This window comes from Streptococcus sp. 1004_SSPC (genome assembly GCF_001069025.1).
Lineage (GTDB): Bacteria > Bacillota > Bacilli > Lactobacillales > Streptococcaceae > Streptococcus > Streptococcus vestibularis.
The window spans coordinates 1-15,833 of record NZ_JWGQ01000034.1 but is presented as its reverse complement, the minus strand read 5'-3'; the positions used below and the strand labels follow the sequence as shown (position 1 = coordinate 15,833).

The following is a 15,833-nucleotide window of genomic DNA, read 5'->3' as shown; positions in this document are numbered from 1 at the left end:
GAACCCGGGCGGAAAGCTCGGAATTTAGATAAACCTCCTAGGACGCAAGCGTCCGTCGTTGGTTTCCTAAAATTCAGTCGCTTTCTAGTCGCCCTTGGTATCTTAAACATGATCGAACGTTACTCTCGCCCAGAAATGGCGAACATTTGGACTGAAGAAAATAAATACCGTGCTTGGCTTGAGGTGGAAATCTTGGCTGACGAAGCATGGGCTGAATTGGGAGAAATCTCTAAGGAAGATGTGGCTTTGATTCGTGAAAAAGCGGACTTTGACATCGACCGTATTCTTGAAATCGAGCAGCAAACTCGTCACGATGTGGTTGCCTTCACACGTGCGGTTTCTGAAACGCTTGGTGAAGAGCGTAAGTGGGTTCACTATGGTTTGACTTCTACTGACGTGGTAGATACTGCCTATGGTTATCTCTACAAACAAGCCAACGATATCATCCGCAAGGACCTTGAAAACTTCCTTAATATCATCGCTGACAAAGCGAAAGAACACAAGTTCACCATCATGATGGGTCGTACCCACGGTGTGCACGCTGAGCCAACAACTTTTGGTCTTAAATTGGCAACTTGGTACAGCGAAATGAAGCGCAATATCGAGCGTTTCGAGCATGCAGCTGCTGGTGTGGAAGCTGGTAAGATTTCTGGTGCGGTTGGTAACTTTGCCAACATCCCACCATTCGTTGAAAAATACGTCTGCGACAAGCTTGGTATCCGTGCTCAAGAAATCTCTACACAGGTACTTCCTCGTGACCTTCATGCTGAGTACTTTGCAGTTCTTGCTAGCATCGCAACTTCTATCGAGCGTATGGCGACTGAGATCCGTGGTCTTCAAAAATCAGAACAACGTGAAGTGGAAGAGTTCTTTGCCAAAGGACAAAAAGGGTCTTCAGCAATGCCTCACAAACGTAACCCTATCGGTTCTGAAAACATGACAGGTCTTGCACGTGTTATCCGTGGTCACATGGTAACAGCTTATGAAAATGTGTCACTCTGGCATGAACGTGATATCTCTCACTCATCAGCTGAGCGTATCATCACACCAGATACAACCATCTTGATTGACTACATGCTCAACCGTTTCGGAAACATCGTTAAGAACTTGACAGTCTTCCCAGAAAACATGATCCGCAACATGAACTCTACATTTGGTTTGATCTTCAGCCAACGTGCGATGCTTACTTTGATTGAAAAAGGTATGACACGTGAGCAAGCTTACGACCTTGTTCAACCAAAGACTGCTCAATCATGGGATAACCAAGTAGACTTCAAACCACTTCTTGAGTCAGATCCAGAGGTAACTTCTCGCCTCACCCAAGAAGAGATCGACGAGATTTTCAACCCTGTTTACTACACTAAACGTGTGGATGAGATCTTCGAACGCATCGGTTTGGGTGACTAATTGAAGCAATACAGTAAAAAAGCAGGTTAGACCTGCTTTTTTTGATGGTGACATTTATGTCACCAGTTTTGTGCTCTTTTCAGACTTATAATAGAGTCATCGCTAGAAAACTGTCAGGAAGGAGAAGTTAGTAATCTTAAAAGGACGATTTAACTGTTTACCGGAACTTAGTCTCTTAATAGTAAGCATTGCTTATAATATCATCCGCATCATGAATGATCTTGGAAGTATCAAAGCCCCCTCTTGGTTTTTAGATATGGATATTCCTAATGGTTCCTTATTATTACTTATTTTGCTTATTATTTTAAAAAGTGATGCAAGATAATAATTTCTTAAGTTACCTTTAAGCTTATTAAGATATATTATAACCATCCTAATAAAGCAGCTAGCTTTTGTGAGCTAGAGGTAAACATAATTTTTTCATAACAAATCTCCCCGAAGAAAGTCTAGAAATCTAGGCTTTTTTCTTCTTTTTTGAGGTTTTATTAGGATATTTTAAGAAAATACTTGAAAACCCTTCCAAAACAAGGTGATATAGTTATATAAAGATTCTATTGGACAAGCGGTCACCTTGGAGGATTAGGAAGAAGAGGTTGGGAAGCCTGTACAATCGTATCTTTTCAGTGGTCTTTGGACTGCTGTGAAAATCCCTTTGGGGATTTTTTTGCTGCGATTTAAGGTTTCTTTAAGGTAGGGAGGTTATACTATAAGTCTCCTAAATAACTTTTACTGAACGCTGTTCAGTAAGTCTCGTTGGCTTGCACTTTTTGTAGAACAACGAACTTTTCTTTTTCATAATCTCCAAAAGAGCTCAATATGATGTGTTGGGTTCTTTTTTTGGTCACTAAAAAAACGCCCTTAGACGTTTTAAATATGGCTTACATCTCGTCTGGAGCTTCAACACCGAGAAGGCGAAGGGCTTCTTTGAGGACTGTTGCTGTTGCGTAGCAAAGAGCTAAACGGCTGTCACGTTCTGGGCTTTCGTCCAAGATACGTGTGTGCGCATAGTATTTGTTGAAGGCTTGGGCCAAGCTGATAGCAAATTTAGCAACGATAGATGGTTCAAAGTTGTCTGAAGCACGGTTGATGATACGTGGGAAGTCTTGGATGAGTTTGATGATTTCCCAGCTTTCAACGTCGTTTAGGCTGTATGTAGCATCTTCAGATGGCGTGAAGTCGGCCTTACGCAAGATAGATTGGATGCGAGCGTGTGCATATTGAACGTAAGGTCCAGTTTCTCCCTCGAAGGATACCATAGCATCAAGGTCGAAGTCGTAACCATTCATACGGTCTGTCTTAAGGTCGTAGAACTTGATAGCTCCGACACCAACAGCATGAGCAACAGCTTCCTTGTTAGGCAAGTTTGGATTCTTAGCTTCGATTTGAGCTTGAGCACGGTTAACAGCTTCAGCGATAGTTGGCTCAAGTAAGATAACGTTACCCTTACGAGTTGACAATTTCTTACCGTTCTTAGTTACTAGACCAAAGGCAACGTGAGTCATGTCGTCAGACCAGTCGTAGCCCATTTCTTTAAGGACAGCTTTCAACTGTTTGAAGTGAGCAGATTGTTCATTACCAACCACATAGATGGCTTTGGCAAAGTCGTAAGTACGTTTACGGTAGAGGGCAGCAGCCAAGTCACGTGTGATGTAGAGTGTTGCACCATCTGATTTTTTGATGAGGGCTGGGTGTTCGATACCGTATTTTTCAAGGTTAACCACTTGGGCACCTTGAGATTCTTGGAGAAGTCCTTTTTCTGTCAAGATGTCAACGACTTCATCCATCTTATCATTGTAGAAAGCTTCACCGTTGTAGCTATCAAATGAAACATCAAGTTCATCATAGAGACGGTTGAATTCTACTAAGCTTTCGTCACGGAACCATTGCCAGAGGGCAGTTGCTTCCTCGTCACCAGCTTCCAATTTACGGAACCATTCACGAGCTTCTTCATCTACAGATGGGTCTTTTTCAGCTTCGGCATTGATACGCACATAAAGTTGAAGGAGTTCATTGATAGGGTTGGCTTTGACAGCTTCCTCGCTACCCCATTTCTTATAGGCAACAATCAGCATACCAAACTGTTTACCCCAGTCACCTAAGTGATTGATGCGGACTGGTTTGTAGCCTTGTTTAGCTACGATGTTGGCAAGAGCGTCAGCGATAACTGTTGAACGCAAGTGACCGATAGAGAAAGGTTTAGCGATGTTAGGACTAGACATATCAAAGGCAATGTTACGTCCGTGACCGATGTTTTGGTCAGCGTAGTGGCTGCCTTGAGCGATGACTTGTCCAAGAACGTCCGCCGAGATTTTTGATTTATCAAGGAAGAAGTTGATGTAAGGACCAACAGCTTCAACTTTTTCAAAGTTTGAAGCATCAATTTTTTCAGCGATGTCTGCTGCAATCATTTTAGGGGCCTTGCGCAAGACTTTAGCCAATGAGAAGGCAGGAAAGGCGAGGTCCCCCATGTCAGCATTTTTAGGGGTTTCAAGCAGATTTTGAATGTTTTCTTGCTCCAATTCGGGAACAACTTTGGCAATTTCTGCTGCAATGAGTTCTTTAGTATTCATAGGTACTCCATTTCAAATCTTGTCATTCATACCTATTTTACCATTATTTTAGTTAATAGGGTAGGGACAAGAAAGCATCTATTAGGAAGTATTGCATGAAAAAATACAAAAATTCTGTTATAATATGCAAAGAACATACATAAAAAGAGGAAAGATAATGAAGAGAGATCGTCAAGCTGTTATCAAACAGATGATTTCAAGAGATAAGATTGGGACACAAGAGGAAATTAAGCAACGCCTAGAGGCGGAAGGTATCACGGTTACTCAGGCTACCTTGTCACGTGACTTGCGTGAAATTGGCCTCTTGAAGCTTCGTGATGAAGAAGGCAGACTCTATTATAGTTTGTCTGAGCACGTGCTTCCAAGTTTGGATCCTACGGCTAAGGACTATGTCAAATCAGTTTCCCGTGCCCAGTTTATGCTGGTTCTCCATACAGAATTGGGTGAAGCAGATGTTTTGGCCAACCTAATTGATAGTGATGGAAATCCTGAAATTTTAGGAACCGTTGCTGGTGCAGATACCCTATTGGTAATCTGTAAGGACGCAGTGGTTGCTGAAAGATTGGAAAGCGAGTTTCACTGATGAACACTCTTCATCAGGATTTTCAAAAAGCCAAAGAAGAGTTAATTGACCTCCTCAAACACCATGAGGCGGTTCTTGCTTTTCAAGAGGCTGAGAAAGCTATTGGACAGATCCCTCAGATTAGTGATCTAGCTGGACAGATGAAGTCCTATCAACAAGAAGCGGTGCTTTTTCAAAAAATTGAGAAACAACGTGCCTATGAGGAGGCTGGTGAGCAGGCAGATTTGATTCAGAATGAGTTGGAAAATTTGCCCATTGTTCAGGATTACCGTCAAAAGATGCAGGATGCCAGTGACTTGATCCAATATGTGACCAAGTCTATCGAAGAAAGGATTAACGAGGAGTTAAGACATGGCTAAGGAAAAAATATCTCCAGGAATGCAGCAGTATTTGGATATCAAGGAAAATTATCCAGATGCTTTTTTGCTCTTCCGTATGGGCGATTTTTACGAATTATTTTATGATGATGCCGTTAAGGCTGCCCAGATTTTGGAAATTAGCCTAACCAGTCGTAATAAGAATGCAGATAATCCTATTCCTATGGCTGGTGTTCCTTATCATTCAGCTCAAGCCTATATTGATGTCTTGGTTGAGATGGGCTATAAGGTAGCCATTGCTGAGCAGATGGAGGATCCTAAGCAGGCTGTCGGTGTGGTAAAGCGTGAGGTCGTTCAGGTTATCACACCAGGTACAGTGGTTGACAGCTCTAAACCTGATAATGCCAATAATTTCTTGGTAGCCATTGACAAGGTTGGAAGTCGATTCGGCCTGGCCTATATGGATGTGTCAACGGGTGAATTTTTTGCGACAGAGTTGGATGATTTCAGTTCAGTTTGTAGTGAAATTCAGAATCTTAAGACACGTGAAGTAGTGGTTGGTTATGATTTACCTGAAGCTGACGAACAAGTTTTGGTGAAGCAACTCAACCTGCTTCTCTCCAAGGAAACAGAGGTTTACGATGATGTCCACTTGATTGACACTAGTTTGACAGATTTGGAAAGCAGTGTGGCGGGTAAACTTCTCCAGTATGTTCATCGTACTCAGATGCGAGAGCTCAGTCATTTACAAAAGGCTCAGCACTATGAGATTAAAGATTACTTGCAGATGTCCTATGCGACCAAGTCAAGTTTGGATTTACTGGAAAATGCTAGAACGGGCAAGAAACACGGATCTCTTTTCTGGCTCTTGGATGAAACCAAGACAGCTATGGGAATGCGTCTCTTGCGAACTTGGATTGATCGTCCTTTAGTGAATCAAGCCACTATCACTGAGCGTCAGAATATCATCCAAGTTTTCTTGGACAATTTCTTTGAGCGTAGTGACTTGACCGAGAGTCTAAAAGGGGTTTACGATATTGAGCGCTTGGCTAGTCGTGTTTCCTTCGGAAAGGCTAACCCTAAAGATTTGATTCAACTAGGTCATACTTTGGCTCAAGTACCGGTGATTAAGGCGATTTTGGAGTCTTTTAATGAAGATGCCTTGTCACGTCTTTTACAAGAGTTAGATGCTCTGCCAGAATTAGAGAGTTTGATTCGGTCGGCTATTGATCCAGATGCTCCTGCAACCATTACAGAAGGTGGCATTATCCGTGCTGGTTTTGATGAGACCTTGGACAAGTATCGCAAGGTGATGAGTGAGGGAACATCATGGATCGCGGATATCGAAGCTAAAGAACGTGAAGCATCTGGTATTACAACACTAAAAATTGATTATAACCGTAAAGATGGCTATTATTTCCATGTGACCAACTCTAACCTTAGCTTGGTTCCTGACCATTTCTTCCGTAAGGCAACCCTGAAAAATTCGGAGCGCTTTGGAACCGCTGAGTTGGCTAAGATTGAAGGTGAGATGCTTGAGGCGCGTGAAAAATCATCAACCCTAGAGTATGATATTTTCATGCGTGTCCGTGAGCAGGTTGAATGCTATATCGACCGTTTGCAGTCTTTGGCTAAGGCCATTGCGACAGTCGATGTGCTCCAGAGTTTGGCTGTTATAGCGGAGACTAATCATTATGTTCGCCCTGTGTTCAATGAGGAGCATCGTATCGTTATTGATCAAGGGCGTCATGCGGTGGTTGAGAAGGTTATGGGTGTTCAGGAATACATTCCAAACACCATTACCTTTGACAGTCAGACCAATGTTCAGCTCATCACGGGACCAAATATGAGTGGTAAATCCACCTATATGCGTCAGTTGGCTTTGTCAGTTGTTATGGCTCAGATGGGCTCTTATGTGCCAGCAGATAGCATTGATTTACCGATTTTTGATGCCATCTATACACGTATTGGTGCTGCAGATGACCTGATTTCAGGTCAGTCTACCTTTATGGTTGAGATGATGGAGGCTAATCAGGCTATTAAGCGGGGGACACCTAATTCCTTGATTATTTTTGATGAGTTGGGGCGTGGGACGGCCACTTATGATGGTATGGCTTTGGCCCAGTCTATTATTGAGTTTATTCATGACAAGGTCGGGGCTAAGACCATGTTTGCCACCCATTATCATGAGTTGACAGCCCTATCAAACAGTTTGCCACACCTTGTCAACGTCCATGTTGCGACACTTGAAAAGGACGGAGAGGTGACTTTCCTTCACAAGATTGTCGATGGCCCAGCCGATAAATCTTATGGTATTCATGTAGCTAAGATAGCAGGTTTACCAGCAGATTTACTGGAACGTGCTGGCACCATTTTGACACAACTAGAGGGCGAGACAGTTACCATCCAACCCCAGGAAAAGGTATCGCCTCAAGAGAAGCCTGCCACTGAAACACATATCAACGAGCAAATCTCTCTCTTTGATGATTTCACTGAAAATCCAGTTCTTCAAGAGTTACGTGATTTGGACATTTACAATATGACACCGATGCAGGTCATGATGGCTGTAGCAGATTTAAAACAGAAACTATAAAAGAAGCTTGTCGATTGACAGGCTTCTTGTCTTCTATAGGTGTTTCAATTCTTGGTTGAGTTGTTCAATATCCTTTTTCATTTTCCAATAAGAGAAGGCCCAAACGAGGAGATAGATAAGGCTGAATTCAATGACTAGCTCCAAGTAGAAAGTTAAACGTAGAGGGAACCATCCGCTGAGGGTAGCTAGTGGAATGAAACCTAGACAGGTCAAGGCGTAGTGAGTGAGGGTTGCACGAAGTAAACTCCACTCAGCCTTACGGAAAATATAACTAGCGACTTCAAAGAAGCTACCGATAGCAAACCAAGTGGTGAGGCAATAGGCTAAGATAATAGATCCATGGATCTGATGAGAGGTCATCCATTGTCCAATGCCTGAATGGGGATTCAGAGGCATGTAGCTTGGTGCCCAGATAAGAGACATAATCATGGATACGGCAAGTCCGATAAGGATGCCCTTTGTGCCTGATTTAAAAAGTTGCTTTTTCATTGTAATTTCTCCTTTATTGCTTTGAGGTAACGGCGTGATGAGTAGGTAGTTTCCTTGTTTTTAAGGTGAATTTCAACGAGGCCGTTAGGGGTAATGTTGAAGCGTTCAATTTCTTTGAGGTTGACAATCTCTGATTGTGAAATTTTGATAAAGTAAGATGGCAGTTTTTCTAAAACTTGATAGAGACGTAAGCCTAAGGGGTACTCTCCTTGAATAGTTTCAGCTAGAACTTGTCGATTTTCGATGTAAATTCTGGAAATAGCTTTGGGTTCGATAAGATAAGTTTCTCCATCTTTTTTTCCTTTGAGTCGGTGGTTGTTATCCAAAGATTCGACAAACTCGACGACTTGCTGAATCTTAGGCGTTCGACTAGGAGCCTGAATCTGCAACGTTTCTTCTTGAAATACCGAGTCAATCTGAACTTTTATTTTCATAACTATCCTTTCTTATTGGTAATTGAGGAGGTCTCCTCTCTTTCACACTTTTATTAAACACTATTTACTCGTTCACAGCAATAGCGCTTGTCTATGTGGTCCTATATGCTGTCTAAGTGGTTGAAAATATTTTCGAAAACCCCTATACTTAATGAAAACGTACTGACGAGGTAATCACATGAAATCTATAATGAAATGGCTAGCAGGAATTTTTCTTGCCTGCAGTCTGATTTTGAGCTTTTTTACACCTTTTGAAAAGGCGCTGACACTGAACTTACTCTTGCTTTATTTCTTTGTTAAGCAGTTTATGGATTTGACAAGCTCACCCAAAACCTACCAATGGATTTTCCAAATCGTCTACCTCTTGATTTTTTCTGGGCTCATTTGGTTCAACTTTCGTCATGGGGATATGATTATTATAGCCACAGCCTTATCTTGGCTAACAGTTGTGTGTGAGTTATGGCTTTATAGGAAGCATCAGTAACAGTTAGAAACAGTGATCTCTCAACCTTTTAGAAGGGAAAATAATAATTATGACAAAAATCATCGAATTGCCTGAGGTGTTAGCCAACCAGATTGCTGCTGGTGAGGTCGTAGAGCGCCCAGCCAGTGTTGTCAAAGAGTTGGTGGAAAATGCTATTGATGCCGGTAGCACTCAGATTACCATTGAAGTTGAAGAATCAGGTCTCTCAAAAATTCAAATCACAGACAATGGCGAAGGAATGGCTCAAGCTGATGTGGCCATGAGTTTGCGCCGTCATGCAACAAGTAAAATCAAAAATCAAGGAGATCTCTTTCGTATTCGGACCCTTGGTTTTCGAGGTGAGGCTCTGCCCTCTATAGCTTCTATCAGTCATCTAACTATTGTGACAGCAGCGGATGGAGAAGCCTATGGGACTAAACTGGTTGCTAAAGCTGGAGAAATTGAGAGTCAGGATCCTATTTCAACACCAGTTGGAACAAAGATTACCGTTGAAAATCTATTTTATAACACCCCAGCTCGTCTCAAGTATATGAAGAGTTTACAGGCTGAGTTGGCTCATATTGTTGATGTTGTCAATCGTCTGAGTCTAGCTCATCCCGAGGTTGCCTTTACCTTGCTTAATGATGGTCGTCAGTTGACACAGACATCAGGTACTGGAGACCTCCGTCAAGCTATTGCTGGTATTTATGGTTTGACAACGGCTAAAAAAATGGTGGAGATTTCAAATTCTGACCTTGATTTTGAAGTTTCTGGATATGTTAGTCTCCCTGAGTTAACCCGTGCGAATCGTAACTACATCACGATTCTCATTAATGGACGCTATATAAAAAACTTCCTGCTTAACCGTGCCATTTTTGATGGTTATGGTTCTAAACTCATGGTAGGACGCTTCCCTATTGCAGTTATTGATATTCAGATTGATCCCTACTTGGCCGATGTCAATGTTCACCCAACCAAGCAGGAAGTACGTATCTCTAAAGAAAAAGAGCTCATGGCCCTTATCAGCTCTGCCATTGCTCAAAGCCTTAGAGAGCAGGATTTGATCCCTGATGCCCTTGAAAATTTGGCCAAGTCTAGTACCAGAGGTGCAGCTAAATCAGTTCAAACCAGTCTTCCACTCAAACAGACCAATCTTTACTATGATAGCAGTCGTAATGATTTTTTTGTCAAACCAGAGACAGTTCAAGAGGATATCAAACCTCTTGTATCAGAGTCTTCAGTTTCATCAGTAAAAAACAAACCGCAACCTTCTGTTAAACAGGCACAACGTTCAGTAGATGAAAGTGATAGTGAACACGAAAAACTTGACTATAAAAACAAGTCGAAACTGAAGCGCATGCTTGAAAATCTGACCAATGAGGAAACATCAACCTTTCCTGAATTGGAGTTCTTTGGTCAAATGCATGGAACCTACCTCTTTGCCCAAGGACAAGGTGGCCTTTATATCATTGACCAGCATGCTGCCCAAGAACGTGTCAAGTATGAGTACTATCGCGAAAAGATTGGTGAGGTTGACAGCAGTTTACAACAGCTTTTGGTTCCCTATCTCTTTGAATTTTCAGGTTCAGATTACATTAGTTTACAAGAAAAAATGTCTCTTCTGAATCAGGTTGGTATCTATTTAGAGCCTTATGGGAATAATACCTTCATTCTTCGTGAACATCCTATCTGGATGAAGGAAGAAGAGATTGAATCAGCAGTCTATGAAATGTGTGACATGCTTCTTTTGACGAATGAAGTGTCTGTTAAGACCTACCGTGCTGAGTTGGCCATCATGATGAGTTGTAAACGTTCAATCAAGGCCAATCATGCTCTTGATGATTACTCTGCGCGTGACCTCCTAGTACAGCTTGCACAGTGTAAAAATCCCTATAATTGCCCTCACGGACGTCCTGTACTTGTCAACTTTACAAAGTCTGATATGGAAAAAATGTTCCGTCGAATTCAAGAAAATCATACCAGTCTACGTGACCTAGGGAAGTATTAAAACTTTTTTTCGTCTTACTTTACGAATAGGAATGTTAGATTTATAATAGTGATGAAGACAAGGAATCTTCTAATGTTTTAGCGGATCATTGTAGGATGATTGCCTGATTTTTAAGTTAGGAGGTAGAGTGATGAGACACCTAACAAAAACTAATAAACACTTTTTACTTGTAGGCTTAACATTTTTAGCGACTAGCTTGATTTTCTATATTTTGGCCTGGTTAGGTCAACCAAGTTTGGAGAATACTCTCGTAAATGTTTCTAGCATTGCCTTTACTTTAGGCGTTGTAACATATATTCTATTAGGCCTAAAGATGATTACAGATACTTTAAAGACGAGTAGTCATCCTTAAAATAGAGCAGACAGAATCCACTTTCGAGTGGATTTTTTGTTACAATAGTACAGCAGTGCTTGAGATGACAAATAAACATTCAAGACAATTATCTTACAAGTATAAAATGATAAAGCAACCCATTGAAGAAACGAACGAGAAAGGAAATCACACGCTATGTATGATTACATCAAGGGAACTCTAGTGAAAATTACCGCCAAGTATATTGTTATAGAAGCAAACGGCTTAGGTTATATTATCACTGTAGCGAATCCATATAGTTTTTCTGACCAACTGAATCAGACTATCCAAGTCTACCTTCATCAGGTTATTAGAGATGATGCTCATCTTCTTTTTGGTTTCCATACTGAAGATGAAAAAGAGGTCTTCCTTAAGCTTATTTCAGTTTCTGGAATAGGTCCGACGACTGCTCTAGCTATTGTTGCTGTAGATGATAATCAAGGCCTGGTTGCTGCCGTTGATAATAGTGACATCAAGTACTTGATGAAGTTTCCAAAGATTGGTAAAAAGACAGCTCAACAAATGGTTCTGGATTTGGCAGGGAAATTTGCAGAGTTACCAACAGAAACGACCAAGACGACACCAAGTCAACCTGAAGGGAATCATCAGTTGGATGAGGCTATGGAAGCCTTGCTTGCTCTTGGTTATAAAGCCGCAGAACTTAAGAAAATCAAGGTCTTCTTCGAAGGTACTAATGAAACGGCAGAGCAATACATTAAATCAGCTCTTAAAATGTTGATGAAATGAGGTAAGTAATGGTCAATCGTTGTCGTTGGGTTCCAACAAACAATAAATTATATTGTGATTATCATGACAAGGAGTGGGGAAAGCCTATTGGTGACGACCAAAAACTTTTTGAGCTGCTTTGCTTAGAAAGTTATCAGTCAGGCCTTTCTTGGTTAACTGTTTTAAATAAACGCCAGGCCTTTAATCGTGTTTTTCATGACTATGATATTGAGCGTGTTGCCCGGTTTAGTCTAAGTGAACTTGAAGATGCGCTTCAAAATCCAGACATCATTAGGCACAAACTTAAGCTAGAAGCAACCGTAAATAATGCCAAACAAGTACTAAAACTCCAAGATGAATTTGGCTCTCTGTCCCATTATTTTTGGCATTACTTTGACGGAAAGCCCTTGATAAATAATGTTCCCACATATAAGGATGTCCCATCATCAACTGATTTATCCCAACAGATTGCCAGAAATCTAAAAAAGAGAGGGTTCAAATTTTTAGGACCGACTACTATATATTCATTTTTACAAGCCGCAGGATTTGTGAATGATCATGAAAATAACTGTGATTTCAAAGAAATGAGTAGATTTGATTGACAAGACGAGAAAAACGTGTTAGTTTATAAACAAACATGTTATTGAGATTATTTTACGAATAGTAATATAGGTGAACCAATGAAAGCTGAATTGATTGCAGTAGGAACTGAAATCCTAACCGGGCAAATCACCAATACCAATGCCCAATTTTTATCTGAGAAACTAGCTGAACTAGGAATTGACGTGTATTTTCACACAGCAGTAGGAGACAATGAAAACCGCCTACTTTCAGTTCTTGATCAGGCTAGTCAACGTAGCGATTTAGTCATACTTTGTGGTGGACTTGGCCCTACTGAGGACGACTTAACCAAGCAAACACTGGCTAAATTTTTAGGAAAAGAACTTGTTTTTGATGAGGAGGCTAGTAAAAAACTGGATAGTTTCTTTGCTACTCGTCCTAAACACACACGAACACCTAATAATGAACGCCAAGCGCAAATTGTTGAGGGATCCGTACCCTTGCAAAATCTCACAGGTCTAGCAGTTGGGGGGATTATTACTGCTCAAGGGGTGACCTATGTCGTTTTGCCTGGTCCACCAAGTGAACTCAAACCTATGGTGAACCAAGAGCTTATTCCAGCTCTTACAGAGAATCATACTACTCTTTATTCTAGAGTCCTAAGGTTTTTTGGTGTTGGAGAAAGTCAATTGGTGACTATTCTTAAAGATCTCATTGTTAACCAAACGGACCCAACCATTGCGCCCTATGCTAAAGTGGGAGAAGTGACCCTTCGCTTATCAACAAAGGCATCGTCGCAAGAAGAAGCGGATCGAAAACTAGATGTTTTAGAAGAACAAATTCGTTCTACTAAAACTCTAGATGGAAAAAGCTTGTCTGACCTCATATATGGATATGGAGAATCAAACAGCTTAGCTTATGAAGTGTTCTATTTGCTTAAGAAATATGGCAAAACTATTACTGCAGCTGAAAGTTTAACAGCTGGCTTATTTCAAGCTAGTGTTGCTGATTTTTCTGGAGCTTCACAAGTATTCAAGGGTGGTTTTGTTACCTATAGCATTGAAGAAAAAGCTAAAATGTTGGATATTCCCTTATCTAAATTAGAAGAGAATGGTGTTGTTAGTCATTTTACAGCAGAAAAAATGGCTGAGGGTGCCCGAGCTAAGACAGATAGTGATTACGGAATTGCGCTTACTGGAGTGGCAGGACCAGATACATTGGAAGGGCATCAAGTAGGTACAGTCTTTATTGGTATTGCCGATAGAAACCAAGTGCGGTCAATTAAGGTTGTTATAGGTGAAAGGAGTCGATCTGATGTCAGATATATCAGTACACTCTATGCCTTTAACCTAGTTCGCCAAGCTTTATTACAAGAAGACAACTTGATTTAAGTTTGTTATTTATCATAGGAAGAAGAGGAAATTAAGTGGCTAAGAAAACAAAGAAAACAGAAGAAATCACAAAGAAGTTCGGTGATGAGCGTCGCAAAGCACTCGACGATGCATTAAAAAATATTGAAAAAGATTTTGGTAAGGGTGCAGTTATGCGTCTTGGTGAGCGTGCAGAGCAAAAAGTTCAGGTTATGAGCTCAGGCTCGCTAGCTTTGGATATTGCTCTTGGTGCGGGTGGTTATCCTAAAGGTCGTATTATTGAAATTTACGGACCGGAATCATCAGGTAAAACAACCGTTGCTCTTCATGCAGTTGCTCAGACTCAAAAAGAAGGTGGCATCGCAGCTTTTATCGATGCCGAGCATGCTCTTGACCCTGCTTATGCAGCAGCTCTAGGTGTTAATATCGATGAGCTTCTTTTGTCACAACCTGATTCTGGTGAGCAAGGTCTGGAAATTGCAGGTAAGCTGATTGACTCTGGTGCAGTGGATTTGGTTGTTGTTGACTCAGTTGCGGCCTTGGTACCACGTGCAGAAATTGATGGAGATATTGGTGACAGTCATGTAGGACTTCAAGCACGTATGATGAGTCAAGCCATGCGTAAACTTTCTGCATCTATTAATAAAACAAAAACGATCGCCATCTTTATTAACCAGTTGCGTGAAAAAGTTGGCATCATGTTTGGTAACCCAGAGACTACCCCAGGTGGACGTGCTTTAAAATTCTATGCATCAGTACGCCTTGATGTACGTGGTAATACACAAATTAAAGGAACCGGTGACAAAAAGGACCAAAATGTAGGTAAGGAAACCAAGATTAAGGTTGTTAAAAACAAAGTTGCTCCACCATTTAAAGAAGCTTTTGTTGAAATTATGTACGGCGAAGGAATTTCACAAACTGGTGAACTTGTAAAAATTGCAAGTGATTTAGGTATTATTCAAAAAGCCGGGGCTTGGTTCTCATATAATGGGGAGAAAATTGGTCAAGGATCTGAAAATGCTAAGAAATATTTAGCAGATCACCCAGAGATTTTTGAAGAAATCGATCATAAAGTACGCGTACACTACGGTTTGATTGAGACAGATGAAGACGATGTTCTTGAAGGTACACAAGTTGAAGACACGGCTGATGATCTCGTTCTAGATCTTGATTCAACCATTGAAATTGAAGAATAAGTGTTAAAGAGCCCAAAAGGTTCTTTTCTTTTTGCTTTGAATTAAGAAGGAAACAAGAGCAATACAAGTTGAAAAAGCGGATACACCCCAGATTCAAAATAGGTCGCTAGACCGATTTAATAAATCAAAGACGGTGATAAGATAATAGTATCATGTGACAGAAAGAGAGAATTAACATGATTAAGATTTATACAATTTCAAGTTGTACAAGTTGTAAAAAAGCAAAAACATGGTTGAACAACCATCAACTTCCTTATAAAGAACAAAATCTTGGTAAAGAACCACTTACAAAAGAAGAAATCCTTACTATCCTTTCAAAGACAGAGAATGGTGTTGAGAGCATCGTTTCATCAAAAAATCGCTATGCTAAAGCTTTAAATTGTGATATTGATGAGCTTAGCGTCAGTGAAGTAATTGATTTGATTCAAGACAATCCTAGAATTTTGAAGAGTCCAATCTTGATTGATGATAAGAGATTGCAAGTGGGTTATAAAGAAGATGATATTCGTGCTTTCTTACCACGTTCAATTCGTAATGTCGAAAATTCACAAGCACGCATGCGTGCAGCACTATAAAATTCTAAAAGAAGGTCACTAGTATCTTCTTTTTGTTTTTCAAAAAGAAGAATTTGTTGACTTTATTTATTAAACTTGATAAACTAATAAAGTCCTAAACAACTTGTTCAGTAATAAAAAAGGTAAAAAACTTTAAAAAAGTTATTGACAAGTTTAAGCAGAGATGATATTATAAATAAGCTGTTTCGA

15 protein-coding genes are annotated in these 15,833 nt (G+C 40.6%); 12 read left to right on the top strand and 3 right to left on the bottom strand.

Annotated elements, in window-relative coordinates; genetic code table 11:
* Nucleotides 1-108 precede the first annotated feature (108 nt).
* Nucleotides 109-1,407, top strand: coding sequence for an adenylosuccinate lyase (gene purB, locus ADF62_RS02500; protein WP_048788004.1), 1,299 nt, complete (start codon nt 109-111; stop codon nt 1,405-1,407).
* A gap of 878 nt (nt 1,408-2,285) precedes the next feature.
* Here purB and argS read toward each other — a convergent pair.
* On the bottom strand, nt 2,286-3,977 hold the full coding sequence (argS, locus tag ADF62_RS02495) for an arginine--tRNA ligase (RefSeq protein ID WP_003094944.1): 1,692 nt from the start codon (nt 3,975-3,977) through the stop codon (nt 2,286-2,288).
* A gap of 154 nt (nt 3,978-4,131) precedes the next feature.
* Here argS and argR point away from each other — a divergent pair, with 154 nt between their 5' ends.
* From argR to mutS, 3 genes are read left to right on the top strand one after another with little or no spacing between them, the layout of a single operon-like run.
* A complete protein-coding gene (gene argR / locus ADF62_RS02490) occupies nt 4,132-4,560 on the top strand; it encodes an arginine repressor (protein ID WP_172798558.1) in 429 nt (142 codons plus the stop codon).
* Entirely contained in the window at nt 4,560-4,919 is a 360-nt protein-coding gene (locus ADF62_RS02485; RefSeq protein WP_003094942.1) for a YlbF family regulator, read from the top strand. The genes argR and ADF62_RS02485 overlap by 1 nt, the downstream gene beginning before the upstream one ends.
* The gene (gene mutS / locus ADF62_RS02480; RefSeq protein ID WP_003094961.1) at nt 4,912-7,470 is read left to right on the top strand and encodes a DNA mismatch repair protein MutS; all 2,559 of its coding nucleotides are present in this window, start codon (nt 4,912-4,914) and stop codon (nt 7,468-7,470) included. Before ADF62_RS02485 ends, mutS begins: the two co-directional genes overlap by 8 nt.
* 33 nt (nt 7,471-7,503) lie before the next feature.
* Here the strand turns inward: mutS and ADF62_RS02475 are convergent, their stop codons facing one another.
* Both ADF62_RS02475 and ADF62_RS02470 read right to left on the bottom strand, forming a co-directional pair.
* Entirely contained in the window at nt 7,504-7,959 is a 456-nt protein-coding gene (locus ADF62_RS02475; RefSeq protein ID WP_048788003.1) for a DUF3021 domain-containing protein, read from the bottom strand.
* The gene (locus tag ADF62_RS02470; RefSeq protein ID WP_003098287.1) at nt 7,956-8,393 is read right to left on the bottom strand and encodes a LytTR family DNA-binding domain-containing protein; all 438 of its coding nucleotides are present in this window, start codon (nt 8,391-8,393) and stop codon (nt 7,956-7,958) included. The genes ADF62_RS02475 and ADF62_RS02470 overlap by 4 nt, the downstream gene beginning before the upstream one ends.
* Nucleotides 8,394-8,571: 178 nt before the next feature.
* Here ADF62_RS02470 and ADF62_RS02465 point away from each other — a divergent pair, with 178 nt between their 5' ends.
* The 8 genes from ADF62_RS02465 to spx all read left to right on the top strand — a co-directional run bounded on the left by ADF62_RS02465 (nt 8,572) and on the right by spx (nt 15,644).
* Nucleotides 8,572-8,877, top strand: coding sequence for a hypothetical protein (locus ADF62_RS02465; protein WP_003094956.1), 306 nt, complete (start codon nt 8,572-8,574; stop codon nt 8,875-8,877).
* 49 nt (nt 8,878-8,926) lie between these two features.
* Nucleotides 8,927-10,864 (top strand): DNA mismatch repair endonuclease MutL, encoded by a 1,938-nt coding sequence (mutL, locus tag ADF62_RS02460; RefSeq protein ID WP_003098289.1) that lies wholly within the window; start codon nt 8,927-8,929, stop codon nt 10,862-10,864.
* Between the two features lie 130 nt (nt 10,865-10,994).
* Nucleotides 10,995-11,216, top strand: coding sequence for a hypothetical protein (locus tag ADF62_RS02455; RefSeq protein ID WP_002886321.1), 222 nt, complete (start codon nt 10,995-10,997; stop codon nt 11,214-11,216).
* 156 nt (nt 11,217-11,372) lie between these two features.
* Complete coding sequence (gene ruvA, locus ADF62_RS02450; protein WP_003098291.1) at nt 11,373-11,963, top strand: Holliday junction branch migration protein RuvA; 591 nt, start codon at nt 11,373-11,375, stop codon at nt 11,961-11,963.
* Nucleotides 11,964-11,971: 8 nt separating this feature from the next.
* Nucleotides 11,972-12,544, top strand: a complete 573-nt coding sequence (locus tag ADF62_RS02445; protein ID WP_003098294.1) for a DNA-3-methyladenine glycosylase I — start codon at nt 11,972-11,974, stop codon at nt 12,542-12,544.
* 78 nt (nt 12,545-12,622) lie between these two features.
* Nucleotides 12,623-13,894 carry a competence/damage-inducible protein A gene (locus ADF62_RS02440; protein WP_003098296.1) on the top strand — a complete coding sequence of 424 codons (1,272 nt, stop codon included), beginning with the start codon at nt 12,623-12,625 and terminating at the stop codon, nt 13,892-13,894.
* 35 nt (nt 13,895-13,929) lie between these two features.
* The gene (gene recA / locus ADF62_RS02435; RefSeq protein WP_003098297.1) at nt 13,930-15,069 is read left to right on the top strand and encodes a recombinase RecA; all 1,140 of its coding nucleotides are present in this window, start codon (nt 13,930-13,932) and stop codon (nt 15,067-15,069) included.
* Between the two features lie 176 nt (nt 15,070-15,245).
* Nucleotides 15,246-15,644 carry a transcriptional regulator Spx gene (gene spx / locus ADF62_RS02430; RefSeq protein WP_003094927.1) on the top strand — a complete coding sequence of 133 codons (399 nt, stop codon included), beginning with the start codon at nt 15,246-15,248 and terminating at the stop codon, nt 15,642-15,644.
* Nucleotides 15,645-15,833 lie beyond the last annotated feature (189 nt).

Coding starts and splice junctions, on each gene's coding strand:
- purB (WP_048788004.1), top strand. CDS start 109: ATGATCGAACGTTACTCTCGCCCAGAAATGGCGAACATTTGGACTGAA.
- argS (WP_003094944.1), bottom strand. CDS start 3,977: ATGAATACTAAAGAACTCATTGCAGCAGAAATTGCCAAAGTTGTTCCC.
- ADF62_RS02485 (WP_003094942.1), top strand. CDS start 4,560: ATGAACACTCTTCATCAGGATTTTCAAAAAGCCAAAGAAGAGTTAATT.
- mutS (WP_003094961.1), top strand. CDS start 4,912: ATGGCTAAGGAAAAAATATCTCCAGGAATGCAGCAGTATTTGGATATC.
- ADF62_RS02475 (WP_048788003.1), bottom strand. CDS start 7,959: ATGAAAAAGCAACTTTTTAAATCAGGCACAAAGGGCATCCTTATCGGA.
- ADF62_RS02470 (WP_003098287.1), bottom strand. CDS start 8,393: ATGAAAATAAAAGTTCAGATTGACTCGGTATTTCAAGAAGAAACGTTG.
- ADF62_RS02465 (WP_003094956.1), top strand. CDS start 8,572: ATGAAATCTATAATGAAATGGCTAGCAGGAATTTTTCTTGCCTGCAGT.
- mutL (WP_003098289.1), top strand. CDS start 8,927: ATGACAAAAATCATCGAATTGCCTGAGGTGTTAGCCAACCAGATTGCT.
- ADF62_RS02455 (WP_002886321.1), top strand. CDS start 10,995: ATGAGACACCTAACAAAAACTAATAAACACTTTTTACTTGTAGGCTTA.
- ruvA (WP_003098291.1), top strand. CDS start 11,373: ATGTATGATTACATCAAGGGAACTCTAGTGAAAATTACCGCCAAGTAT.
- ADF62_RS02445 (WP_003098294.1), top strand. CDS start 11,972: ATGGTCAATCGTTGTCGTTGGGTTCCAACAAACAATAAATTATATTGT.
- ADF62_RS02440 (WP_003098296.1), top strand. CDS start 12,623: ATGAAAGCTGAATTGATTGCAGTAGGAACTGAAATCCTAACCGGGCAA.
- spx (WP_003094927.1), top strand. CDS start 15,246: ATGATTAAGATTTATACAATTTCAAGTTGTACAAGTTGTAAAAAAGCA.